This is a genomic window from Microbacterium sp. ARD31 (assembly GCF_031844425.1).
This window is the reverse complement of record NZ_JAUZVE010000004.1, coordinates 151,736-175,277: the sequence shown is the minus strand read 5'-3', so window position 1 is coordinate 175,277 and position 23,542 is coordinate 151,736. Positions and strand designations below refer to the sequence as shown.

At 69.5% G+C, this 23,542-nt stretch carries 19 protein-coding genes; 12 read left to right on the top strand and 7 right to left on the bottom strand.

Translation table 11 applies throughout. The annotated features are described in order from the left end of the window. Window positions 1-13 precede the first annotated feature (13 nt). On the top strand, window positions 14-1,603 hold the full coding sequence (gene murJ, locus Q9S36_RS14415; protein ID WP_311285704.1) for a murein biosynthesis integral membrane protein MurJ: 1,590 nt from the start codon (window positions 14-16) through the stop codon (window positions 1,601-1,603). Here murJ and Q9S36_RS14410 read toward each other — a convergent pair. Beyond that, window positions 1,600-2,631 (bottom strand): sugar-transfer associated ATP-grasp domain-containing protein, encoded by a 1,032-nt coding sequence (locus Q9S36_RS14410; protein WP_311285703.1) that lies wholly within the window; start codon window positions 2,629-2,631, stop codon window positions 1,600-1,602. The genes murJ and Q9S36_RS14410 overlap by 4 nt on opposite strands. Before the next feature lie 78 nt (window positions 2,632-2,709). Between Q9S36_RS14410 and Q9S36_RS14405 the strand changes: the two genes are divergently transcribed. Genes Q9S36_RS14405 through Q9S36_RS14395 form a run of 3 tightly spaced genes read left to right on the top strand, consistent with a single transcriptional unit; the run spans window position 2,710 to window position 5,464 of the window. After that, entirely contained in the window at window positions 2,710-3,735 is a 1,026-nt protein-coding gene (locus tag Q9S36_RS14405; protein ID WP_311285702.1) for a sugar-transfer associated ATP-grasp domain-containing protein, read from the top strand. Next, the gene (locus Q9S36_RS14400; protein ID WP_311285701.1) at window positions 3,735-4,418 is read left to right on the top strand and encodes an alanine racemase C-terminal domain-containing protein; all 684 of its coding nucleotides are present in this window, start codon (window positions 3,735-3,737) and stop codon (window positions 4,416-4,418) included. The genes Q9S36_RS14405 and Q9S36_RS14400 overlap by 1 nt, the downstream gene beginning before the upstream one ends. Then, window positions 4,415-5,464 (top strand): alanine racemase, encoded by a 1,050-nt coding sequence (locus tag Q9S36_RS14395; RefSeq protein ID WP_311285700.1) that lies wholly within the window; start codon window positions 4,415-4,417, stop codon window positions 5,462-5,464. The genes Q9S36_RS14400 and Q9S36_RS14395 overlap by 4 nt, the downstream gene beginning before the upstream one ends. A 23-nt stretch (window positions 5,465-5,487) precedes the next feature. Here Q9S36_RS14395 and Q9S36_RS14390 read toward each other — a convergent pair whose 3' ends face one another. Then, complete coding sequence (locus Q9S36_RS14390) at window positions 5,488-5,712, bottom strand: hypothetical protein (protein ID WP_251449697.1); 225 nt, start codon at window positions 5,710-5,712, stop codon at window positions 5,488-5,490. Window positions 5,713-5,886: 174 nt separating this feature from the next. Between Q9S36_RS14390 and Q9S36_RS14385 the strand changes: the two genes are divergently transcribed. Beyond that, window positions 5,887-7,956, top strand: coding sequence for a type IIA DNA topoisomerase subunit B (locus Q9S36_RS14385; protein WP_396653765.1), 2,070 nt, complete (start codon window positions 5,887-5,889; stop codon window positions 7,954-7,956). 36 nt (window positions 7,957-7,992) lie between these two features. On the opposite strand, the gene Q9S36_RS14380 is transcribed toward Q9S36_RS14385, so the two are convergent. Beyond that, window positions 7,993-10,452 carry a DNA topoisomerase (ATP-hydrolyzing) gene (locus tag Q9S36_RS14380; RefSeq protein WP_311285699.1) on the bottom strand — a complete coding sequence of 820 codons (2,460 nt, stop codon included), beginning with the start codon at window positions 10,450-10,452 and terminating at the stop codon, window positions 7,993-7,995. A 65-nt stretch (window positions 10,453-10,517) separates the two neighbouring features. On the opposite strand from Q9S36_RS14380, the gene Q9S36_RS14375 reads away from it, so the two are divergent. Beyond that, a complete protein-coding gene (locus tag Q9S36_RS14375) occupies window positions 10,518-11,633 on the top strand; it encodes an alkaline phosphatase family protein (RefSeq protein WP_311285698.1) in 1,116 nt (371 codons plus the stop codon). Between the two features lie 42 nt (window positions 11,634-11,675). Here Q9S36_RS14375 and sepH read toward each other — a convergent pair whose 3' ends face one another. Next, window positions 11,676-12,692, bottom strand: a complete 1,017-nt coding sequence (gene sepH, locus Q9S36_RS14370) for a septation protein SepH (protein WP_311285697.1) — start codon at window positions 12,690-12,692, stop codon at window positions 11,676-11,678. 212 nt (window positions 12,693-12,904) lie between these two features. Here sepH and Q9S36_RS14365 point away from each other — a divergent pair, with 212 nt between their 5' ends. Continuing rightward, on the top strand, window positions 12,905-13,198 hold the full coding sequence (locus Q9S36_RS14365; protein ID WP_251449693.1) for a DUF4193 domain-containing protein: 294 nt from the start codon (window positions 12,905-12,907) through the stop codon (window positions 13,196-13,198). Here the strand turns inward: Q9S36_RS14365 and Q9S36_RS14360 are convergent. Further along, entirely contained in the window at window positions 13,173-13,667 is a 495-nt protein-coding gene (locus Q9S36_RS14360) for a DUF3093 domain-containing protein (protein WP_311285696.1), read from the bottom strand. The genes Q9S36_RS14365 and Q9S36_RS14360 overlap by 26 nt on opposite strands. A 12-nt stretch (window positions 13,668-13,679) precedes the next feature. On the opposite strand from Q9S36_RS14360, the gene dut reads away from it, so the two are divergent. The 5 genes from dut to dxs all read left to right on the top strand — a co-directional run bounded on the left by dut (window position 13,680) and on the right by dxs (window position 20,525). Continuing rightward, window positions 13,680-14,132 (top strand): dUTP diphosphatase, encoded by a 453-nt coding sequence (gene dut, locus Q9S36_RS14355; RefSeq protein ID WP_311285695.1) that lies wholly within the window; start codon window positions 13,680-13,682, stop codon window positions 14,130-14,132. Further along, window positions 14,129-14,725, top strand: a complete 597-nt coding sequence (locus Q9S36_RS14350; protein ID WP_311285694.1) for a DUF3710 domain-containing protein — start codon at window positions 14,129-14,131, stop codon at window positions 14,723-14,725. The genes dut and Q9S36_RS14350 overlap by 4 nt, the downstream gene beginning before the upstream one ends. Beyond that, a complete protein-coding gene (locus tag Q9S36_RS14345; protein ID WP_311285693.1) occupies window positions 14,722-15,498 on the top strand; it encodes a DUF3159 domain-containing protein in 777 nt (258 codons plus the stop codon). The genes Q9S36_RS14350 and Q9S36_RS14345 overlap by 4 nt, the downstream gene beginning before the upstream one ends. 132 nt (window positions 15,499-15,630) lie before the next feature. Further along, the gene (gene acnA, locus Q9S36_RS14340; RefSeq protein ID WP_311285692.1) at window positions 15,631-18,477 is read left to right on the top strand and encodes an aconitate hydratase AcnA; all 2,847 of its coding nucleotides are present in this window, start codon (window positions 15,631-15,633) and stop codon (window positions 18,475-18,477) included. A gap of 95 nt (window positions 18,478-18,572) precedes the next feature. Continuing rightward, entirely contained in the window at window positions 18,573-20,525 is a 1,953-nt protein-coding gene (gene dxs, locus Q9S36_RS14335) for a 1-deoxy-D-xylulose-5-phosphate synthase (protein WP_311285691.1), read from the top strand. A 3-nt stretch (window positions 20,526-20,528) separates the two neighbouring features. Here the strand turns inward: dxs and Q9S36_RS14330 are convergent, their stop codons facing one another. Then, complete coding sequence (locus tag Q9S36_RS14330; protein ID WP_311285690.1) at window positions 20,529-21,242, bottom strand: SPFH domain-containing protein; 714 nt, start codon at window positions 21,240-21,242, stop codon at window positions 20,529-20,531. 131 nt (window positions 21,243-21,373) lie between these two features. Further along, window positions 21,374-23,533 carry a 3-hydroxyacyl-CoA dehydrogenase NAD-binding domain-containing protein gene (locus Q9S36_RS14325; RefSeq protein ID WP_311285887.1) on the bottom strand — a complete coding sequence of 720 codons (2,160 nt, stop codon included), beginning with the start codon at window positions 23,531-23,533 and terminating at the stop codon, window positions 21,374-21,376. Between the last annotated feature and the right edge of the window lie 9 nt (window positions 23,534-23,542).

Here is a 23,542-nt window from a genome sequence, read left to right as displayed (position 1 = left end):
CGGTCGCCCCCTGATGAATCTCGCGCGCGCGAGCAGCCTCATCGCCGCCGGCACCCTGGTGTCGCGGCTCACGGGGCTCGTGCGCACCATCGTGCTGGTCAGCGCGATCGGTGCGATCGGAGCGGCCAGCGACGCTTTCGGCGTCGCCAACCAGCTTCCGAACACGGTCCTGACCCTCATCTCCACGGGTCTGCTCACCGGTGTCATCGTGCCCCGCGTCGTGGCCGTGAGCGCTCAGGCGGACGGAGGCCGTGCCTTCCTGCCGAAACTGCTGACCGTGGGCGCGACGATCCTCCTGACCGCTACGGCGGTGTCGATGCTTCTCGCCCCGGCGCTGATCTGGGTCTTCGCCGGGACCTTCAGCGAAGCGCAGCGGGCGCTGGCCACCGCCTTCGCCTACTGGTGTCTGCCGCAGATCTTCTTCTACGGCATGTTCGCCCTCATGGGCGAGAGCCTCAACGCACGCCGGATGTTCACGCCGTACGCCTGGGCCCCTGTCGTGAACAACCTCGTCTCGATCGCGGGGTTCGCGGCCTTCATCGCCATCTACGGCAGTGACCGCAATCAGCTCGACGGGTGGGGGCCCGAGATGATCGCCCTCGTTGGCGGAACGGCCACGCTGGGAATCGTGGCCCAGACGGTCGTGCTGACGATCGCCTGGCGCCGGTCGGGTATTCCGCTGCGGCCCGACTTCCGCTGGCGCGGCGCCGGATTCGGCGATATGGGCGGCCTCGCCACCTGGACGTTCGGAATGGTCCTGGTGACCCTCGGCGCAGGCATCGTGCAGCAGCGCACGATCGCGGCGGCCTCGGGTGACAACGCCTCCGTCGCGGTCTGGCAGAACGCGTGGCTGGTGTACATGGTGCCGTACGCGCTGATCGTCCTCTCCATCGGCACCCCGTACTTCACCCGCATCGCCGAGCACGCCGCGGCGGCACGCCACCGCGAGGTGCGCGACGACATCGGCGCCGCGATCCGCACGCTGGGGCTGTTCGTGGTGATCGCGGCTGCGGCGCTCATCGCGGCTGCCGCACCGGCTTCACGCATCTTCACGAACCAGGCGTCGGATGCCGAGCTCGCCGCCCCGGTTCTCGTGGCGTTCCTGCTGTCGCTGACGCCGATGGCGGTCCTGTTCATCGTGCAGCGCACGTTCTATGCGTACGGCGACACCCGGACACCGTTCTGGTTCACCCTCGTCCAGGGCGTTCTCGTCGTCGCGCTGACGCTGGTCGCGGCCCTGGTGCCGCGGGAGTACCTCACCGCGGCGGTGGCGGCGGCGCAGACGCTGTGCGGCGTGATCGAGCTGATACTGGCGGTCTGGCTGCTGCGCCGCAAGATCGGGCCGTTGGGGCTGCGCGGGCCTCTGCTCGGCCTGGTCCGGTTCACCATGGCCGCGATCCCCAGCGGCGTCGTCGGCTACGGCGTGTATCTGTGGGCCGGTGGGCCCGAGGGGTGGATGCTGCAGGACAAGCTGTTCGGCGCCCTCGGCACGTTCCTCATCTGCGCGGCCAGCGGTGCCGTCTATCTCGCCCTGCTGGCTGTGGTGCGCACGCCCGAGCTGTCGTCGGCGGTCGCGCTCGTGCGCGCCAAGCTGTCGCGCTAGCGACGGTCGAGCACTCCCGAGCCGACGGCGTCCCGGTAGCGCGCCAGCAGCCCGGTGCGCACACCTGAAACGCTCGGCTTCATCTGGAAGACGCTCGAGTTGTGATTCGCCTCGATGAGCGCGGGTCCGGTGGGGGTGATGGCCACATCCCATCCGACGTAGGGGACGGTGGGCAGGCGTCGCGACGCCGCCTCGACCATCGCCAGAGCCTCGGCGAACAGGGGCACCTCGAACCCCGCGATGGGCACGTCGGTGACCGGATGCCGGGGGAAGACGTTCGAGTTCTTGTCGACCCCCGCCCAGCGCGCCACTCCGCGGTCGTCGAGCATGGTGAACATGCCGCCGCCGGCGAAGTTGTCGACCACACCTCCGTTGCCGATGCGCAGCACCGAGGCGATGACGTGGAACCGCTCGTCGGGCGCGCGGTAGGTGATGATCCGCAGGGTGTTCACGCTCCCGGCGTACAGCTGCGACATGCGCTCGTGCTGGGGCAGGAGCTCTTCGACGAGCGTCCGGTCCTCCGAGACGAGAAGTTCCCGCCATGCGGCCGGGTCGGTGATGTCGGCCGCCTCGAAGGTCGTGATCCCACGGCCGCCCTCGCCCCGCGCGGGTTTGACGAGGACGCGCGGGTGCCGTGCGAGGAAGGCGGTGATCTGATCGTCGTCGGCGTCGGCCACATCCAGCCAGTCCCGCCCGATCATGTCCGCGAAATCGCGGTAGAACTTGGGTTTGTCGCCGAGGAGTGCCGCGGAATCGGGGCCGTTCAGGGTGTTGTTGAGGCGGATGGCCTTGGGATGCGTCATCCACGTGCGGCGCTCGCGCCCGTTCAGCAGGCGGATGTCCCACACCGCGTAGTCCCGGAAGCCCATCTCGTATCGCACCGAGCACCAGAGCATGTCGGCCACGATCACCGGGAGCGGTGCCTTGGACACCTTCTTTACCTGGCGGGCGAACTCCGTCACGTTCGACGGCTTCAGCCGCCGGGCCCGCTGCAGCAGGTAGCGCACGCGCAGGGAGCTCTGTGACACGACCTCACGCTAACACAGCGGCTTCCGCGCTCGCGGGCGCCGGGGTGGGACAGCTCGTCCTCGTATAATCGGTCGTCTATGGGCATCTCTCTGAAAGCGCGCGCCGGATATTTCCTGAAGCGCGCCACGGCCTTCCGTCCCGCCCGGGTGTGGGGTTTCGCGCGCCAGATCTCGGACGAGACGGGCAAGTGGGCGGTGCCGGTCTTCATCGACATGCTGTGGTCCGCCGCCTTCCGCGACACCGCCTACATCGACTACTACGAAGCGGATTTCGCGCTGCTGACCCGCGAAGAGCGGCGCACCTTCATGACCTCTCTCGTGCAGCATCACCTGGCTACCGCGGTCAACGACCGCGAGGTCGCGAAGACGCTCGAGGACAAGCTGAACTTCAACCGCGCGTTCGGGGAGTTCCTCGGCCGCGAGTGGATGCAGGTCGACGACGCCGACGCGGCCGCCCTCCGGGAATTCGCCCGCCGGCATCCCGTGATCATCGCGAAAGTGCCGGTCAGTCGTGAGGGGAAGGGCGTGTTCCGTTACGACACGGCCGAGGTCGACGACTGGGATGCCTTCCGCAGCGAGCTCATCGAGAAGGGCCAGATCCTCGTCGAGCAGCCGATCGCTCAACACCCCTACCTGTCGTCCTACTGCGCCGGGACGGTCAACACCACCCGTATCACCACGTACTTCGACGGGGAGAAGGTGCACCCGCTGGTCATGGTGCAGAAGTTCGGCCGTGGCGCGGTGAGCGATCAGTTCACCTGGGGCGGCTTCTTCACGATGCTGGACGACGCCGGGCACTCCGTGGGGCCGGGACACACCGGCAAGCACAAGAGCCGCTATGTCGAGCACCCGGATTCGCACGCGTCGATCGTGGACTTCCAGGTGCCGTTGTGGGACGAGGTGATCGCGCTGGTCGATCGTGCCGCGCGGCGCATCCCCGAGGTTCCGTACATCGGCTGGGACGTGGCGGTGGGGCCCGACGGCCCGGTTCTGATCGAAGGCAACTGGATCCCCGGACTCTACGAGACGCGCGTGAGCGCGACCGGCATCCGTGAGGGCACGCGCCCGCGCCATGAGCGCGTCATGGGAGACGCCCTCCGCTGATGAGCGTCCGCGTCAGCGTGTCGCAGGCCGCGCTGCGCGCGAATCTCTCCGGATCCGACCAGGGGAGCGTCCTCGATCTGCGGGCGGACGCCTGGGGTCACGGGCTGCGCGCCGTGGCCGAAGCCGTGCGCGCCGAGACCTCGGCGACGGCTCTGGTCGACCCCCACGCCGCCGCGAGCCTGATCGACGCGGGTTTCCCTGCGGATCGCATCGTCACCGCGGTCGTGCCGACGGTTCCGGGCGAGCGACTCTATGGTCTCGACGGCCCGGGAGTCCCCGTCATGCGCCTGAACGGCGGGGTGATCAGCAGCAAGGAGCTGAAGGCGGGGGAGGGCGTGTCGTACGGATACCGGTATCGAGCGACACGGGACACCCGCATCGCTCTGGTGTCGGGCGGTTACGCCGACGGAGTCGTCAGGGGCCTCGGCGGCCGCATAGCGGTCACCATCGGCGACGCGCGGTGTCCGGTCCTCGGACGTGTCGCCATGGATGTGTGCGTCGTCGAGATCGGTGACGCCGACGTTCGCCGAGGGGACGTGGTCTGGTACTTCGGCGACCCCGCCGAAGGGCACCCCCCGGTCGCGGAGTGGGCCGTACACACGGGTGCGAGCGCGGCGGAGATCGTCGCCACCGTCGGCCGACTCGCCGGCCGCGCACCGGGCGTGCGGAGGAGCGATCCGTGACCGCCGCCCTCGAGATCGACCTCGCTGCCTTCGACGCGAACATCGCAGCAGTTCAGGCGCGCGTGTCGCCGGCAGAGCCGATGCTGGTCGTCAAGGACGACGCCTACGGCCACGGAGCCGTACCGCTCGTGCGACGCGCCGTCGCCGCAGGCATCCGATGGATCGGCGCCTACGACATCGAGACCGCCCGCGCCGTCCGCGCAGCCGTCGGCGGTCGGGTGCGGATCTTCGTGTGGACGTTTCCCTCCGTGGATGAGGTCGCAGCGGCCGTCGACCTCGATCTGGATCTCGGGATCGGGGACCGCGAGGTCCTGGAGGACGTCGCGCGGGTCGGCGCCGAGCGTCCCGCCCGCGTTCACCTCAAGATCGACACCGGCCTCCACCGCAACGGCTTCCGGCCCGAGGACTGGCCTGCCTCCGTGCGACAAGCCAGGCAGCTCGAACTTGACGGCACCGCTCGGGTCGTCGGCATCTGGAGCCACATCGCCGAGGCGTCGGACGCCGACGACGATGCCGCCCGCGCGGTCTTCGATCTCGCTCGGCGCGAGGCGGTCGAGGCCGGACTCGGGCCGAGCATCCACCATCTCGCCGCCAGTGCGGCATCCTTCGCGCGCCGCGCCTTCCGCTATGACCTCGTGCGCGTGGGGGCGTACGCCTACGGCGTGGCACCGGCGGGCGGGCCGCCGGGCGCCGACCTGGGGCTCGTCCCGATCGCTCGTCTGATCGCCACCGTCACTGAGGTCGCACGCGCCGAGGTCGTGGTGGACATAGGGTCGTTCGACGGGCTTTTCTCGACACTTGCGGGACGCACAGCGGTCGGGACGCCCGCCGGGCCGCGGGCACTCCTGCGGGTGGGCCACACCGAGAGCTCGGTGGCCGCGTGGCCGGGCGCCGCCATCGGCGACTCGGTCGTGATCTACGGCCCCGGCACCCATGGGGAGACCACAGCGACCGGTCTGGCCGAACTCATCGACACGATCGGCGAGGAGATCGTCACGAGAGTGTCGCCGGATCTGCCGCGGCGCTACGTCGAAGGACCCGCCTGATCGGAGCCGAAGCCCGGGTGTGCTCAGTCGGCGTCGTGCAGGCGAGACGTCTCGTCGTGCCAGGAGGTCGCGATGGTACGCAGCTTCTCTTCGTACTTGCGGCCGTGGTGAGCGCAGAAGAGCAGTTCGCTGCCGTTCACCTCGGCGGCGATGTAGGCCTGTGCGCCGCAGGAGTCGCACCGATCCGCGGCGTTCAGACGGTACTCGAGGACGGCGGCGGGCTCGGTGGGTGTCGATAGCGTGTTCATCTCGGTGCCTCCTCGGTCGCGAATCGCTCGGGTCGTGCTGATTCATGACATACAACCACGCGTTTGTTTCGAGAATGCCGCGATCGGGTCACAGTTCGCTGACCGCGTACGACGGCCCTCGAGCGCCGTGTTCGTGCGGGGGTCCGATGGCGTGCGCGGATACGCTTGAGGATTGTGACCGTCGAATACTCCGCCCACCACCTCCAGGTGCTCGAGGGACTGGAGGCGGTCCGCAAGCGTCCCGGGATGTACATCGGTTCCACCGACTCCCGCGGGCTCATGCATTGCCTGTGGGAGATCATCGACAACTCGGTGGACGAGGCCCTCGGCGGCCACGGCGACCGCATCGACATCGTTCTGCACCCCGACGGCAGCGTCGAAGTGCGCGACCGTGCACGCGGCATCCCCGTCGACATCGAGCCGCGCACCGGACTGACCGGGGTCGAGGTCGTCTTCACGAAGCTCCACGCCGGCGGGAAGTTCGGGGGCGGATCGTACGCCGCATCGGGCGGATTGCACGGGGTCGGCGCGTCGGTCGTCAACGCCCTGTCGGAGCGACTCGACGTCGAGGTGGACCGCGGCGGCAAGACCTGGGCGATGTCCTTCCACCGCGGTGAGCCCGGGATCTTCGATGGACCGACACCGGACTCGACCTTCCGTCCGTTCGAGCGCAGCAGTGAGCTCCGCATCGCCGGCAAGGCCCCGCGGGGCGCGACCGGGACGCGCATCCGGTACTGGGCGGACCGCCAGATCTTCACCAAGGATGCCGCGTTCCATCTGCAGGAGCTCGAGCAGCGTGCCCGCCAGACCGCTTTCCTCGTCCCCGGGCTCGAGATCGTCATCCGGGACGAGCGGACCGACGAGCCCGTCGAGACGAGCTACCGGTACGAGGGCGGAATCTCGGAGTTCGCGGAGTTCCTCGCCCCCGACGCACCCGTGACGGACACCTGGCGGCTCAGCGGCTCGGGCACCTTCACCGAGACCGTTCCCGTGCTCCAGCCGACCGGCGCCATGGTGCCGACCGACCTGGAGCGCGAGTGCCACGTCGACATCGCCGTGCGGTGGGGGACGGGATACGACACCGTCAGCCGCTCCTTCGTCAACATCATCGCCACGCCCAAGGGCGGCACGCATCAGCAGGGGTTCGAACAGGCTCTGATGAAGGTGCTCCGATCCCAGGTGGAGCAGAACTCGCGACGACTCAAGGTGGGCAACGACAAGCTCGAGAAGGACGACATCCTCGCCGGACTGACGGTGGTGCTGACGGTGCGGGTCCCCGAACCTCAGTTCGAGGGCCAGACGAAGGAGGTGCTCGGCACCCCCGCGGTGCGCCAGATCGTCGCCAACGTCGTCACCCGGGAGCTGACTGCGCGGCTGACCTCGACCAAGCGGGACGACAAATCCCAGGCCGCCCAGCTCCTGGACAAGGTCGTCGCGGAGATGAAGTCGCGCATCTCGGCACGCGCTCACAAAGAGACACAGCGTCGCAAGAACGCGCTGGAGTCCTCCTCCCTGCCCGCCAAGCTCGTGGACTGCCGCTCGAACGACGTGGGGGAATCCGAGCTGTTCATCGTCGAGGGTGACTCGGCACTCGGCACCGCCAAGCTCGCGCGCAACAGCGAGTACCAGGCGCTGCTGCCCATCCGGGGGAAGATCCTCAACGTGCAGAAGGCCTCGGTGAGCGACATGCTCTCCAACGCCGAGTGCGCCTCGATCATCCAGGTGATCGGCGCCGGATCGGGTCGCTCGTTCGACCTCGGCGCGGCCCGCTATGGCAAGGTCATCCTGATGAGCGACGCCGACGTCGACGGCGCCCACATCCGCACGCTGCTGCTCACCCTCTTCTTCCGGTACATGCGTCCGCTCATCGAAGACGGCCGCGTCTTCGCCGCCGTGCCGCCGCTGCACCGGGTCATCATCCAGAACCCCGGTTCGAAGCCGAACGAGACGGTGTACACGTACAACGAGGCCCAGCTCCACACGCTCCTGGCCAAGCTGACCAAGTCCGGCCGGCGCTGGCACGAGCCCATCCAGCGCTACAAGGGCCTGGGCGAGATGGATGCCGAGCAGCTGGCGACCACGACGATGGACCGCGCCGGCCGTACCCTCCGCCGGGTCCGGGTCGCCGACGCCGAAGCCGCAACCGGTGTCTTCGAACTGCTGATGGGGAACGACGTCGCTCCGCGGCGCGAGTTCATCATCGACGCGTCCGACCGTCTCGCACGCGAGCGCATCGACGTCTGACATCGGCGGGCGCAGCGGCGAGGCGCCGTCCTCCCGTCAGCGGACGACCGTGCCCAGGGCACCGACGACGGCATCCAGCGGGGTGCCGCTGGCGTCGCGCCTGCCCTTGACCGAGGGCAGCGTTCGGGGCGAGCCGTCGGCGCCGGTCGCGCGCGGCTCCACCCCGACCCACGCGAGCGCGATCACGTCCTCGCCCCGCAGGAAGCGCTGGGCGCGGACGCCGCCGGTTGCCCGGCCCTTGGGGGGGAACTCCGCCAGGTCCGACACCTTCGCCGATCCGGCATCCGTTCCCGCGATCGCCGTGGACGACGCTGCGATGGTGACCACGACGGCCTCGTGCGCGTCCGCAGGGACCGAGCCGAAGTAGACCGCGTGCTGGCCCGCGGCGACGCGCACGCCGGCCATACCGGCAGCGGTGCGTCCCTGCGGCCGCACGGACGCGGCGTCGAACCGGAGCAGCTGGGCGTCGGTGGTCACGAAGATCAGCTCGGCACCGTCCGGTGCAGGCGCGGCGCCGACGACCCGGTCGCCCGGCTTCAGCGCGATGATCTCGACGTCCGGCTTGGTCGAGATCTCGGTGGCCGCGACGCGCTTGACGACACCCTGCGCCGTGCCGACCGCGAGCACCGGCTTCTCTTCCAGCGGCACGAGAGCGACGACGTGCTCATCCGCGCCCAGAGTCAGGTAGTGCTCGGCACGCGTCCCCGCGGCCAACTGCACCGAGTTGCCGGGAACCGACGGCAGATCGACCGGCGAGAAGCGCACCAGGCGACCCGTGCTCGTGATGGCCCCGGCGTCCCCGCGCGTGGTGGTGTCGACCGCCGAACGCACGGCGTCGTGCTTGGACCGACGGGTGGGGGGCACGATACCCCCGGTACCGTCCTCGGCCGCGAGATCCGCGCGGGCCATCCGACCCGTGGCCGACAGGAACACCCGGCACGGCGCATCGGCGATCTGCAGGTCGGCCGGCTGCCGCGACCGGCTCGCCCGGGACGTCGCGACTCCGCCGTTGAGGAGGAGCGTCCGCCGCGGCGTGCCGAATGTCTCGGCTGCGGCGTCCAGCTCGCGCGCGACCTGGGCGCGCAGCAGGACGTCGCTGGCGAGGAGCTCCTCGAGGTGCGCGATCTCGGTCTTGAGCTCGTCGCGCTCGGCCTCGAGCTCGATGCGCGAGAAGCGGGTGAGGCGGCGGAGCCGCAGCTCGAGGATGTATTCGGCCTGAGGCTGCGAAAGGTCGAAGACCTCCATCAGCCGGCCGCGCGCCTGCTCGCCGTCGTCGGAGGCGCGGATCACCTGGATGACCTCGTCGATGTCCAGGATCGCGATGAGCAGACCCTCGACCAGGTGCAGTCGCTCCTGCCGTCGCGCGAGACGATAGCGACTGCGCCGCGTCACGACCTCGATGCGATGCTCGAGGTACACCCGCAGCATCTCCCGCAGGCCGAGCGCCTGCGGTTGACCGCCCACCAGCGCGACATTGTTGATGCCGAACGAATCCTCCAGCGGTGTGAGCCGGTAGAGCTGCTCGAGCACGGCCTGCGGATCGAATCCGGTCTTGATGCCGATGACCAGACGCAGGCCCTTGTGACGGTCGGTCAGATCGACGACATCGGCGATGCCCTGCAGCTTCTTCGCGTTGACGGCATCCTTGATCTTCTCGATGATCCGCTCGGGGCCGACGAGATAGGGGAGCTCGGTCACAACCAGACCGGTTCGGCGCGGCCCCAGCGATTCGATGGACACCTTGGCCCTCGTGCGGAACGTCCCGCGCCCCGTGGCGTAGGCGTCCTTGATCCCGTCGAGTCCCACGATGATCCCCCCCGAGGGGAGATCGGGCCCGGGGACGAACTCCATGAGCTCCTCGACCGTGGCGTCGGGATTGTCGAGAAGGTGGATCGCTGCGGCGACGACCTCGATGAGGTTGTGCGGGGCCATGTTGGTGGCCATGCCGACCGCGATGCCGGTCGCGCCGTTGACGAGGAGGTTGGGGAAGGCGGCGGGAAGGACCTCGGGCTGCTGGAACTGCCCGTCGTAGTTCGGGATGAAGTCGACGACGTCCTCGTCGAGGTTCTCGGTGAGCGCCAGCGCCGGTGGCGCCAGGCGCGCCTCGGTGTAGCGGGCGGCGGCCGGTCCGTCGTCGAGCGAGCCGAAGTTGCCGTGGCCGTCGACGAGGGGCACGCGCAGCGAGAACGACTGTGCGAGACGGACGAGGGCATCGTAGATCGCCGCGTCGCCGTGCGGGTGGAGCTTCCCCATGACCTCGCCCACCACGCGCGCGGACTTCACATGCCCCCGGTCGGGCCTCAGTCCCATGTCCGCCATCTGGAAGAGGATGCGGCGCTGCACGGGCTTGAGTCCGTCCCGAGCGTCGGGCAGGGCGCGGGAGTAGATCACGGAGTACGCGTACTCGAGGAACGACCCCTGCATCTCGGTCGAGACGTCGACGTCCTCGATGCGGCCGTGGTCGGCGGGAGCGGATTCGGTGCGGGATGCGGGCATGACGATGAGGCCTCGGGAGACAGCGGTCGGCGGGGGGCAATCTGTCGTGTGCGAGACTGGCCCGGATGTCCCTCAGCCTACCCGCGGACCCGCCAGGGGCCCGGAGCCTCACCGACGTCGTCGGAGAGATGACGGCGGCCCTGGACGGTCGATCGACGTGGTTCCCTCCGGCCACCAGCGCCGTGGTCTTCGTCATCGACGGACTCGGCGCACGCAACCTCGCCGCGCGAAGCGGTCACGCCCGTTTCCTCGCACAGGCGGGGGGACGCCGCGCGGTCTGCCGCACGGTCTTCCCCTCGACGACGGCGAGCGCGTTGACGAGTCTGCTGACCGGTGCGTCCGTCGGGACTCACGGCATCGTGGGGTACCGTGCTCGCGTCCCCGCCACCGACGACGTCGTGAACCAGCTGCGCGGGTGGGACGCCGGCCATCTGCCGCCGGGCTGGCAGCGTGCGACGCCGTCGTCTGCGGGCGAGCGGCCCTTCTTCGCCGTCTCGAAGAGCGAGTACGCCGGGACGGGCTTCACCGCGGCGACCCTCGGGGGAGCGGAGTTCCACGGAGAGGACGATCTCACCCAGCGCGTCCGGGCCGCCGCAGCGCTGGCCTCGCGGGTGCCGGGCTCCCTCACCTACCTCTATGCGCCCGAGCTCGACGCGATCGGGCACCGCAGAGGCTGGGAGTCCGACGAGTGGGTGGCGGCCCTGGAGCGGGTCGATGCCGCCGCCCGGGACCTGGAGGCGGCGGCGACCCGCGGCGTCGGCATCGTCGTCACAGCCGACCACGGCATGGTGGACGTGCCGCGGCATCGGCACGTCCTGCTGACCGAGGGCGGTCTCACCGACGGCGTGCGACACATCGGCGGCGAACCGCGGATGCTGCACCTGTACGCCTCGGACACCGAGGCCGACGCCGTGCTCACCCGCTGGCGCCACGCCGAGGCCCATCGATCCTGGGTGCTGTCGCGAGACGAGGCGATCGAGGCCGGGTTGTTCGGCGACGTCGCGGACGACGTGCGCGCGCGCATCGGCGACGTGCTGGTGGCCGCGCGCGCCGGCATCGCCTATTACGACGATCGCGAGGCGGACAAGGGCGCGCAGCGGATGATCGGGCAGCACGGGTCGCTCACCGATGAGGAGCGCGTCGTGCCGCTGCTGGGGCTCGGGGCCTTCGCACGGTCCTGAGACGCGGACGCGCGGCGCCGCTCGAGAGACCCGCTCTCCGGGTCAGTCGTCGGTGCGCGCTCCGAAGACGATTTCGTCCCACGAGGGCATGGACGTCCGACCCTTCCGGCGTCCGGCTTCGGCCACGGCGGGCGAGCTCGTCTGCTCAGGCGCGGCATCCCCGTCGGTCTCGTCCTCGCGGACGTCCAGCGCATCGAACAGGGCCACCGGCGACGACGACGGAGCGTCCGGTTCCTCCATGCCCGGCAACGGCTCCCGCTGACCACGACGGCGTCGCAGTGCCTCCAGGAGATCGGCCGTCTCGGCTGACGTCACCACCGGCTCGCTGCGACGCTTGATGGCCGCCTCCTGAGCCGGCGACCCGGACACCGGGGGATCGGGCTGCTCGATCTCGGCTTCGGTGTGACGGCGAGGCCCGAAGGCGCCGCTGTCGAAGCGGGATTCGTCCTTGAGCGGCGTCACGTCAAGGGCGCGCAGTCGCGGTATGAGGCCGTCCGGGAGCGAGCCCTGACGGGACAGCTGCACGGCATCGGCGTTCTGGGGAGTCAGTGTGGTGCGCCGGGGCTCGAAGCCCCACCGTGCATCGTGATCGATGTCACCGGCGGTGAATTCCAGCTTCACCACCCAGCCCGACTGCTCCTTCCAGCTCGTCCAGCGTTCGCCGACGGCGCCCGCCTCGCTGAGCTTGGCGCGGACGGCAGCACCGAACGTGTGGTGCGCGTCCGCCTCGAACTCGCCGCCCAGAAGCACCGGAACCGCCAGCGCCTGTCCCACCACGTGCTCGCGCTCGGCCAGCACCGGACCTTCGAAACGCTGCACGTCCTCGATGCGCGCTCCCAGCAGCTCCGCCACCTCGCGAGCCGACATGCCCGCGCGGATGTGGGCCTGGATCTCCCGGGGGCTCGGACGCGGAACGTGGGAATCGGCGTCCTGATCGCGGCGCGACCTGCGCAATTCGGCGCGCAGCACCTCGTCCACGGCGAGGGCGAACCTGTCGCCCCCCTCGGTAGCCAGGACGAGCCGATCGTCCTCGGTTCCGATGACCTTGAGCTGTTCCATGCGAACGCCTCTCCGATCCAGCCGTATGCGCCTTCATGCTGTCACAGCGCGGGCGATGCGCCGGGAATATCGCGGGCGTGCCGCGGGTTTGGACCCGACGCAGCCTCACCGCCGCCGCGTGCATTTGCGAAACCGGTGGCGGTCATGCAAACTATCGCCGCCCGAACCGGCGGGCTCTCCCCGCGACTCCCTGGAAGTAGAGACCTTCACGTATGGCCACCGACTACGACGCACCGCGCAAGACCGACGACGACAGCGAGTCGATCGAGGCCCTCAAGGAGCGCGTCCCCGACAAGATGTCCGGGACGGTCGACGTCGAGGACGCCGACAACCCCTCGGGCTTCGAACTTCCCGGCGCGGACCTGTCGGACCTCGAGCTCGACGTCGTGGTGCTGCCTCCTCAGGAGGACGAGTTCACCTGCATGAACTGCTTCCTCGTGAAGCACCGTTCGCAGCTCGACCACGACGGGGCCGACGGTCCTATCTGCGCGGAGTGCTCCGCGTAGCAGCCTGAGCCCGCCGCACAGCGGCGGCGAGACGGTCCGGCGTCCGCGAGGACAGCACCCATGACGGCGCCGGGTCGTCGGGGTCGAGGATCGGGATCACCGCGATCGGGTCGATCCCCCCGCGGATGACGTGCCACGACCGCGGATCCAGCGCCACCCCGCGAGCATCCCGCGCTTCGTCGCCGAACAGGACCCGGGGAGCACCGAGCCACTCCACCTCGATCCGGGCCCTGCCCGCACGCAGCCTTCCGCCCGTGATCTCGATCACGGGGGAGCTGAGCACCAGGATCGCGATGAGCGCGACACCGACCCCCGCACCGCCGATCAGCGCGAGGGTGCGGTCGACGGGAGCCAGCACGAGCGCCGCCATGGGCCCCGCGACGGCCGCGGAGGCCAGCACCCACAACGAGGGGCTGAGCCGCTCCCGGTAGGTCGTCTCGACGTCGACATCGCGCGCTGTGTTCTGCATTACCCTCGTTGAGTGACTGAAACCGTGGACGTCCCCATTATCGCGTCCGCCGCGCCGGTGTACGCCCACCCCGGTGACGCCGGCGCCGATCTGACCTCGGCCGAGAAGCTCACACTTCGGCCCGGAGAGCGGGCCCTCGTCGGAACCGGCGTGAGGATCGCGCTGCCCGACGGGTTCGTCGGCTTCGTCGTCCCGCGCAGCGGCCTGGCCGCCAAACACGGCATCACCGTCGTGAACGCTCCGGGGACCGTCGACGCCGGCTACCGCGGCGAGATCAAGGTCGCCCTGCTCAACACGGACCCCGCCGAGCCGTTCGAGGTCTCGGTGGGCGACCGCATCGCACAGCTCATCGTGATGCCGGTGCCGCGGGCGCGATTCGTCCCCGTGGAGGAACTGCCCGACAGCGCCCGCGGCGAGGGCGGCTTCGGCTCCACCGGCTACCAGAAGGAAGAAGTCATCGCATGACCGACCCCACCCCCGTCGACTCCTCGGGCAAGGTGGCCCCCCAGGACCGGTCCGAATCGGGCCCGTTCGACGAGGCCGAGGCCAACCCGGTCCGTCCCTACATCGACCTCGGCGGCATCAAGGTCCTGCCTCGTGAGGGACTCAATCTGCGGCTGGAGGTCGAGGAGCAGACCAAGCGCATCGTCGCGGTGGGCCTGGACTACGCCGGCTCCACGCTCCAGGTGCAGCCCTTCGCGGCACCCCGCTCGACCGGACTGTGGGAGGAGACCCGCGAGCAGATCCGCGGTCAGATCCGCCAGCAGGGGGGACGCGTCGAGGAGCGCGAAGGCCCGCTCGGGCCCGAGCTCCTCGCCGAGGTGCCGGCGACGGGCGCCGACGGCTCCGCCGGGATGCGCCTGGCACGGTTCATCGGCGTCGACGGTCCCCGCTGGTTCCTCAGAGGTGTGATCGGGGGTGCGGCGGCGAGCGATGTGGAAGCCGCAGCCAAGGTCGAGGACCTCTTCCGTTCGATCGTGGTCGTGCGCGGTGCGTCGCCGATGCCCCCGCGCGACCTGATCCCACTGCGCATGCCCGCCACGCCGGGCACCGCGTGAGCCGGCCCGACCCGCCTCCGGCGAGCAGCGGCGACGACGAGGCCGCGGCGACCTCGCCCTCGGCATCCGAGGTGCTCGGGGCGGCTCTCGGGGGCGCCGCCCGACGCGCCGGGCTCGACCCCGCTGCCGGCACGTCCACCGGGCACGTCGTCTGGCAGGCGATGGGCGGCTGGCGCGGCATCCTGGAATCGGTCCTCCCGAGCCTGGCGTTCATCGTCGCGTACACCCTGATCCCCGGCGAGACCGGCGACAAGCTCGTTCCCGCGCTCGCGATCTCGGTCGGGATCGCGGCCGTGTTCACCCTGGTCCGGCTCGCGCAGAAATCGCCCCCATCCGCGGCCATCGGCGGCCTCGTCGCCGCCGGCGTTGCGGCCGCGCTGGCGTTGATCACCGGCAACCCGTCGGACAACTTCGTACCGGGATTCATCACGAACGCCGTCTACGGCTCTGCACTGCTGATCTCGGCGTTCGTCGGCTGGCCGCTGATCGGGCTGGCCGTCGGGTTCCTCATGGGGGAAGGAACCGCGTGGCGTGCGTCCAAGCGGAAGCGGCGCGCGTTCTTCTGGCTGACGATCGCATGGGCGGCTCTGTTCGCCGCGCGCCTCATCGTCCAGTTCCCGGTCTATCTGACCTCGCTCGAGCCGGCGCAGCGCGACAGCGCCGTGGCGCTCCTCGGGACGCTGAAGCTGGTCATGGGCATCCCCCTCTTCGCGCCCATGGTCGCGGTGACGTGGCTGACCGTCCGCGCCCTCTACCCCAAGCCCGCAAGCTGATACATTTATCTCGACATCAAGATAAATCTGCCGGTTCTCGGTAAGGCCTGCCTCACTTGGCAGCGCCGCGCGCACCGGGGGAAGATGGGCGGACGGGCCTCGGTCCATCCGCCGCCGACGAAGGAGACACGCGTGTCCACGGTTGACAGCTTCGGTGCCAAGAGCACCCTGACGGTCGGCAGCACCGACTACGAGATCTTCCGCATCGACAAGGTCGAGGGCTACGACAAGCTGCCCTTCAGCCTGAAGGTGCTCCTGGAGAACCTGCTTCGCACCGAGGACGGCGCGAACGTCACCAAGGAGCAGATCCAGGCGCTCGGATCGTGGGATGCCGCGGCCGAGCCCGACACCGAGATCCAGTTCACGCCCGCACGCGTCGTGATGCAGGACTTCACCGGCGTCCCCTGCATCGTCGACCTCGCCACGATGCGCGAGGCGATGGCGGCGCTCGGCGGCGACCCGAGCCGCATCAACCCGCTCTCGCCGGCGGAGATGGTCATCGACCACTCGGTGATCGCCGATCTGTTCGGCACCGAGAACGCACTCGAGCGCAACGTCGAGATCGAGTACGAGCGCAACGGCGAGCGCTACCAGTTCCTGCGCTGGGGTCAGACGGCGTTCGACGACTTCAAGGTCGTCCCCCCGGGCACCGGCATCGTGCACCAGGTCAACATCGAGCACCTCGCCAAGGTCGTGTACGACCGGGTCTCGACGAACTCGACCACCGGCGAATCCGTCCTGCGCGCCTACCCCGACACGTGCGTGGGCACCGACTCGCACACGACCATGGTCAACGGACTCGGCGTGCTCGGATGGGGCGTGGGAGGCATCGAGGCCGAGGCCGCCATGCTCGGGCAGCCGGTGTCGATGCTCATCCCGCGCGTCGTCGGCTTCAAGCTGACCGGCTCGATCCCCACCGGCGTCACCGCCACCGATGTGGTGCTGACGATCACCGACATGCTGCGCAAGCACGGCGTCGTCGGCAAGTTCGTCGAGTTCTACGGCGAGGGCGTCGCCTCGGTGCCCCTGGCCAACCGCGCCACCATCGGCAACATGAGCCCGGAGTTCGGCTCCACCGCGGCGATGTTCCCGATCGACGGCGTCACGATCGACTACCTGCGCCTCACGGGCCGCAGCGAGCAGAACCTCGCCCTGGTCGAGGCGTACGCGAAGGCGCAGCACCTGTGGCACGACGCGTCCCGCGAGCCGGTCTTCAGCGAGTACATGGAACTCGACCTCTCGACGGTCGTCCCCTCCATCGCCGGCCCGAAGCGCCCGCAGGATCGCATCGAGCTGTCGCGATCGAAGCAGCAGTTCGAGTCCGACCTCGTCAACTACGCCGATGTGGATCACGACCTCGTGGACCTCACGATCTCGGAGTCCTTCCCGGCATCGGACCCGCCGGGGATGACCCCCGAGGACGAGTCGAGCCACCACGCACACCACCACCACTCGCACGCTCCCGCTTCGGTCAGCAAGCCGACCCCGGTGACCCTGGCCGGCGGCGAGTCGTTCGTGCTGGATCACGGTGCCGTGACCATCGCCGCGATCACCTCGTGCACGAACACGTCCAACCCGTCGGTGATGCTGGCCGCGGGCCTGCTCGCCCGCAACGCGGTGAAGAAGGGCCTCAAGGCCAAGCCGTGGGTGAAGACCACCCTCGCGCCCGGATCCAAGGTCGTCACCGACTACTACGAGAAGGCGGGTCTGACGAAGGACCTGGAGGACCTCGGCTTCTTCACGGTCGGGTACGGCTGCACGACGTGCATCGGCAACTCGGGACCGCTGATCGAAGAGGTCTCGGCCGCCGTCAACGAGAGCGATCTCGCGGTGACCGCCGTGCTGTCGGGCAACCGCAACTTCGAAGGACGCATCAACCCCGACGTCAAGATGAACTACCTCGCCAGCCCGCCGCTGGTGATCGCGTACTCGCTCGCCGGATCGATGAACTTCGACTTCGAGACGGACCCGCTCGGCAAGGACCGCGACGGCAACGACGTCTTCCTGAAGGACATCTGGCCGGATGCGGCAGAGGTCCAGGCGACGATCGACTCCTCGATCAGCGAGGAGATGTTCACCCGCCAGTACGCCACCGTCTTCGAGGGGGATGAGCGCTGGAAGAACCTCCCCACCCCCACCGGCGATGTGTTCGAGTGGGACGAGGCGTCGACGTACGTCCGCAAGCCCCCGTACTTCGACGGGATGACGATGGAGCTGACCCCGGTGTCGGACATCGCGGGCGCGCGCGTGCTCGCGACGCTCGGGGACTCGGTCACGACAGACCACATCAGCCCCGCCGGCAACATCAAGGTCGACAGCCCCGCCGGTCACTACCTCGCCGAGCACGGCGTGGACCGGAAGGACTTCAATTCCTACGGCTCGCGCCGCGGAAACCACGAAGTGATGATCCGCGGCACCTTCGCGAACATCCGGCTGAAGAACCTGCTGGTGAGCGCGGTGAACGGCGGCGCCGTGGTCGAGGGCGGGTACACGCGCGACTTCACCCAGCAGGGTGGTCCGCAGTCGTTCATCTACGACGCGAGCCAGAACTACCAGGCCGCCGGCACGCCGCTGGTGATCTTCGGCGGCAAGGAGTACGGCTCGGGCTCGTCGCGCGACTGGGCGGCGAAGGGCACGAGCCTGCTGGGAGTGAAGGCCGTCATCACCGAGAGCTTCGAGCGCATCCACCGCTCGAACCTCATCGGAATGGGCGTCGTACCCCTGCAGTTCCCCGCCGGTCAGAGCTGGGAGTCGCTGGGGCTCGACGGCACCGAGATCGTGTCGATCACGGGGCTGGAGCAGCTGAACGAGGGTGTGACGCCCAAGACGGTGCGCGTCACAGCCGCGCCCAGCGAGTTCTCGGCACCCGGCAAGGACACCGTCGAGTTCGACGCGGTCGTGCGCATCGACACGCCCGGCGAGGCGGACTACTACCGCAACGGCGGCATCCTCCAGTACGTGCTGCGGTCGCTCGTCTGACGCGGATCTCACAGAGGCCGGGCGGGCTCCGCCCGGCCTCTGCCGTTCTCCGCGGATAGACTGGTGGCGGCCCGCCGGCCCGGAAAGGAGAGCGGATGTCGCTTCTCGCCCGCATCTCAGGACCTCGCGACCTCGACGCGCTCAGCACCGAGCAGCTCGGGGAGCTCGCGTCGGAGATCCGCTCGTTCCTCGTCGACAACGTCTCGCAGACCGGGGGACATCTCGGACCCAATCTGGGCGTCGTCGAACTCACCATCGCCCTGCACCGGGTCTTCGACTCGCCTCACGACCCCCTCATCTTCGACACCGGGCACCAGTCCTACGTCCACAAGCTTCTGACCGGCCGGCAGGACTTCTCCGGGCTCCGCAGCCGAGGTGGGCTCGCGGGGTACCCGCAGCGCGCGGAGAGCGAGCACGACGTCGTGGAGTCATCCCACGCGTCGAGCTCGCTCAGTTGGGCCGACGGTGTCTCCCGGGCCCTGACCCTCACCGGTCGACGCGACCGCCATGTCGTGGCCGTGGTGGGCGACGGCTCCCTGACGGGGGGCATGACCTGGGAGGCGCTCAACAACATCAGCGACGACAACGACCGCAACCTGGTCATCGTCGTCAACGACAACGGGCGCTCCTACGCACCGACGATCGGCGGCATGGCCAGGTACCTCAACCGGGTGCGCACCGCCGACACCTACCGGAACCTCCGCCGGGGCTCGGACACCTTCTTCCGCAAGCTCGGTCCGGTCGGCCGGGCGGTCTACCGCGGGGTCCGCGGCGGAACGCATGGCTTCCTGTCCCGCTTCACCAACAACGCGGACCTGTACTCGAACCTCGACATCAAGTACCTCGGCCCGGTCGACGGCCACGACCTCGGCGTGCTGATCGAAACGCTCGAGCTGGCCAAGTCCTATGGGGCTCCCGTGATCGTCCATGCCATCACCGAGAAGGGCAGGGGCTACCAGCCGGCGCGCGACGACGAGGCCGACCAGTTCCACGCCGTCGGGCGGATCGATCCCGCGACCGGACAGACCATCTCGGGTTCGGCCTCGGGCCCCGCGTGGACCGAGGTCTTCGCCGAGCAGCTCGTGACCGTCGGAGAGGAACGCCGCGACGTCATCGCCATGACGGCCGCCATGCTCCGGCCCACCGGACTCCTTCCGTTCGCGCAGCGGTTCCCGGACCGGGTGTACGACGTCGGCATCGCCGAGCAGCACGCGGTGACCTCGGCCGCCGGCCTGGCGTTCGGCGGGCTTCATCCGGTCGTGGCGATCTATGCGACGTTCATGAATCGGGCCTTCGACCAGGTCCTGATGGATGTGGCGCTGCACCGTGCCGGTGTGACGTTCGTCCTCGATCGCGCGGGGGTGACGGGCCCCGACGGTCCGAGCCATCACGGCATCTGGGACCTCGCGATGCTGCAGATCGTCCCCCACATCCGCATCGCGGTTCCCCGCGACGCCGAGCGGCTCCGGGAGGAGCTGGCCGAGGCGGTCGAGGTGTCGGACGCCCCCACTGTGCTGCGCTTCCCCAAGGGCGCGGTGAGCCCGACGCTGCCCGCCCTGGAGCGCCTGGAGGACGGCGTGGACGTGCTCGTGCGCTCCGACGCCCAGGACGTGCTCATCGTCGGGATCGGCCCGATGGCCCACACCGCGGTCGACGTCGCGGAGCGCCTCCGGGCTCAGGGCATCGGCGCCACCGTCGTCGACCCGCGCTGGGTGATCCCGGTGCAGCCCTCGATCGTCGAGCTGGCCGCCGCCCACCGCCTCGTGATCACGATCGAGGACGGCATCCGCGTCGGGGGCATCGGCACGCGCGTGCGGCAGGTGCTTCGCGAGGCCGGCGTCGACACCGCGGTGGACGAACTGGGCGTCCCCGACGCCTTCATCGATCACGCGAGCCGGGAGCAGATCCTCGACGATGCGGGCCTCACGCCCGCCAAGATCGCTCAGGACGTCGTCTCGCAGGTGCTCGGCACGAGGATCCCCGTCGCACGCGCCGCTGACCAGGAGCTGTCGTCTTTACGGGAGTGGTCCGCGTCACGGCCGCAGTGAGGGTCAGCCGACCGAGGTGAGCCGATCGGCATAGACCGCGGACGCGGCATCCCATCGATCGTGTGCGGTCGGGTCGGGACCGCGCAGCGCCTGCGAGAGAAGGAAGCCGTCCGTGAGCGCGTCCCCCGTGACCAGGACCGCGAGAAGCTCGACGCCGCACTGCTCCCGGACCTCGGCCGCGCACGCCGACACCAGTTCGGGCGACAGCTCACGGTTGGCGGGGAGGACGGGGCCCGCGAGGCGGTGGACCCGGTCGCGCAGCGCTGCGCCGACGATGTTTCCCGCGCGCTCGCGTACGTCGACGACGTCCAGTTCCAGAACACGCAGGTCGTGCCCGGTCACGAGGGGCCGCCAGTCGAAGGAGGCGTGCACCACGTGCTGGTGACCGTCGGCGCCGGTGAGGGTGCGGGCGGGCAGATCGGTGGACCGGGCGCGGACGTCCACCATGCGGTACCAGAGGAAGATGGGGAACGCCCCATGGGTGCCCGGCCTGAGCACCACCACCTCGCCGCGTCCGTCCCCGCGGGAGCGTGAGGCCCGCCGGATGATGGGCTTGCCGTTGCGCGTCCGGATCGCCGCGGAACCCTCGTCCACGGTCACGAGGAAGAGCTTCATCAGCGCAGGCACGACCACCAGGAGGGTCAGCGCCGCACCGCTCGACTTGATGAGGACGCTCAGCGCACTGCCGCTGAACATCCCCGTGATCGCTTCCAGCACCGCGACTCCGATCCGTCGATCCGACGAATCCAGGATGCCGCGCCCCGACGTCCCCGCCGCACCTGCCGCGGTCCGATCGGTGAGATTTCACCGACCGGACCGCGAGCGTTCCCCCGACGAGGGGAGGGGTGTCAGCTGCCGGTACCCGTGATGGGCGGCTGGTGGAACGTGGCGCCGAAGACGCGCTCGGACGCGCCTTCCCGATCGAGGTACGGGGACGCGCCGCCGTCGATGAACGGCCAGCCCGCGCCGAGGATCAGGCACAGATCCACGTCCTCGACCTCGGGGACGACGCCCTCGTCGAGCATGATGCGGATCTCGTGCGCGAGCCCGTCCTGCACACGGCGAAGGATCTCTTCGGCGGAGGCGGGGGAGCGGCCGACTTGGGACTTGAGCACCTTCTCGGCGGCCTTCGTCCACCCGGTGACGCGCCCGCCCTTGTCCTTCTCCACGACCTGGTCCAGCTCGGCCAGCCGGTGGAAGTTGTCGTTGGCGTAGAAGCGGTCCGGGAATGCGGTCGCCATGGTGTCCTGCACGTGCGCGGCGACCTTCCACCCCACGAGATCGATGAGCTGGAAAGGGCCCATCGGCAGGCCCACCGGAGCGAAGGCCTTCTCGACGTCGACGATGTCGGCGCCCTCGTAGACCGCCCGCGCGGCTTCCCCCATGACCTTCGCCAGCAGCCGGTTGACGACGAAGCCGGGTGCATCGGCGGTCAGTACCGCGTTCTTCCCCAGGTTCTTCGCGACCACGAAGGCTGTCGACAGCGCGGCGTCCGAGGTGTGACCGGTCTTGACGATCTCGATCAGCGGCATGACGGCGACGGGGTTGAAGAAGTGGAAGCCGACCAGGCGCTCGGGGTGTGCCAGCCGCGCCCCGATCTCCTCGACCGAGAGCGACGAGGTGTTCGTGGCGAGGATGGCGTCCTCGGCCACGATCTGCTCGATCTCGCCGAACACGGCCTGCTTCACGCCGACCTCTTCGAAGACGGCCTCGATCACGAAGTCGCAGTCGGCGTAGAGGCTCTTGTCCGTGGTGCCCGTCACCAGAGCCCGCAGTCGGTTGGCGGTGTCCGGGTCCACGCGGCCCTTGGCCTCGAGCGCTCCGATCTCGTCGCGGATGTGCGCCACGCCCTTGTCGACGCGCGCCTGGTCGAGGTCGGCGATCAGCACCGGCACCTGGAGCTTGCGGACGAACAGGAGCGCGAGCTGGCTGGCCATGAGACCGGCGCCGACGATGCCGACCTTGGTCACCTTCCTCGCCAGCTCCTTGTCAGGGGCACCCACGGGTCGCTTGGCGCGCTTCTGCACGAGGTCGAAGGCGTACATCGATGCGGCGAACTGATCGCCCGTGACCAGGTCGGCCAGCGCGTCGTCCTCGCGGGCGAAACCCTCAGCCTTGCTGCCGCCCCGCGCCTTGTCGAGCAGCTCGAGCGCGACGTAGGGCGACCTCGGGACCGTGCCGATCTTGGATTCGAGCATCGCGCGGGCCATCTTGATGGCGATCGGCCACTTGGTGAGGCGCTCGATGCGCCCGGGCTCGTTCCGGCGATCCACCTTGGTGCGGCCGTCGAGGACGCCGTCCGCCCAGCGCAGCGAGTCCTCGAGGAAGGTGGCGGCCGGGAACATCGCGTCCACGACCCCGAGCTCGAGGGCCTGCGGGGGCTTGAGCATGCGGTTCTGCTTGAGCGGGTTGGAGATGACGACGTCCAGGGCGTTCTCGATGCCGATCAGATTGGGCAGCAGGTAGGCACCGCCCCACCCGGGGATGATGCCCAGGAAGACTTCGGGAAGGGCGATCGCGGCCGCCGAGGCGTCGAGGGTGCGGTACGTCGAGTTGAGTGCGATCTCGAGCCCCCCGCCAAGGGCGAGACCGTTGACGAATGTGAACGAGGGCACGCCGAGTTCGGAGAGCTTGCCCAGCACGTGGTGACCGAGCTGGGCGATCAGCTTCGCGTTGTCTCGGGATCCGACGCGCGAGATGTCCGACAGATCGGCGCCGGCGGCCAGGATGTACTGCTTGCCGGTCACCGCCACGGCGTGGATCTGCCCCGCGGCCGCCCGTCCGGCGAGAGCGTCGAGGGTGTCGCCGAGCTCGAACAGGGTCGCCGGACCCAGCGTGTTCGGCCGCGTGTGGTCGCGACCGTTGTCGAGCGTGATCAGCGCCAGGACCTTCCCTGACGGAAGGGTGATGTCGCGCACGCGCGAATGCGTGACGACCTCTCCCTCCGTTAGCGCGCGAAGGGGGGAGAAGTCGATGTCGGCGTAGGGGGAGGAGTGCGTCTTCGTCATGGTCGTCTG

What these genes read in the sequence shown, in the direction of transcription:
- murJ (WP_311285704.1), top strand. Translation starts at nt 14, where the DNA reads ATGAATCTCGCGCGCGCGAGCAGCCTCATCGCCGCCGGCACCCTGGTG.
- Q9S36_RS14405 (WP_311285702.1), top strand. Translation starts at nt 2,710, where the DNA reads ATGGGCATCTCTCTGAAAGCGCGCGCCGGATATTTCCTGAAGCGCGCC.
- Q9S36_RS14400 (WP_311285701.1), top strand. Translation starts at nt 3,735, where the DNA reads ATGAGCGTCCGCGTCAGCGTGTCGCAGGCCGCGCTGCGCGCGAATCTC.
- Q9S36_RS14390 (WP_251449697.1), bottom strand. Translation starts at nt 5,712, where the DNA reads ATGAACACGCTATCGACACCCACCGAGCCCGCCGCCGTCCTCGAGTAC.
- Q9S36_RS14380 (WP_311285699.1), bottom strand. Translation starts at nt 10,452, where the DNA reads ATGCCCGCATCCCGCACCGAATCCGCTCCCGCCGACCACGGCCGCATC.
- Q9S36_RS14375 (WP_311285698.1), top strand. Translation starts at nt 10,518, where the DNA reads ATGTCCCTCAGCCTACCCGCGGACCCGCCAGGGGCCCGGAGCCTCACC.
- sepH (WP_311285697.1), bottom strand. Translation starts at nt 12,692, where the DNA reads ATGGAACAGCTCAAGGTCATCGGAACCGAGGACGATCGGCTCGTCCTG.
- Q9S36_RS14365 (WP_251449693.1), top strand. Translation starts at nt 12,905, where the DNA reads ATGGCCACCGACTACGACGCACCGCGCAAGACCGACGACGACAGCGAG.
- Q9S36_RS14360 (WP_311285696.1), bottom strand. Translation starts at nt 13,667, where the DNA reads ATGCAGAACACAGCGCGCGATGTCGACGTCGAGACGACCTACCGGGAG.
- Q9S36_RS14350 (WP_311285694.1), top strand. Translation starts at nt 14,129, where the DNA reads ATGACCGACCCCACCCCCGTCGACTCCTCGGGCAAGGTGGCCCCCCAG.
- dxs (WP_311285691.1), top strand. Translation starts at nt 18,573, where the DNA reads ATGTCGCTTCTCGCCCGCATCTCAGGACCTCGCGACCTCGACGCGCTC.
- Q9S36_RS14325 (WP_311285887.1), bottom strand. Translation starts at nt 23,533, where the DNA reads ATGACGAAGACGCACTCCTCCCCCTACGCCGACATCGACTTCTCCCCC.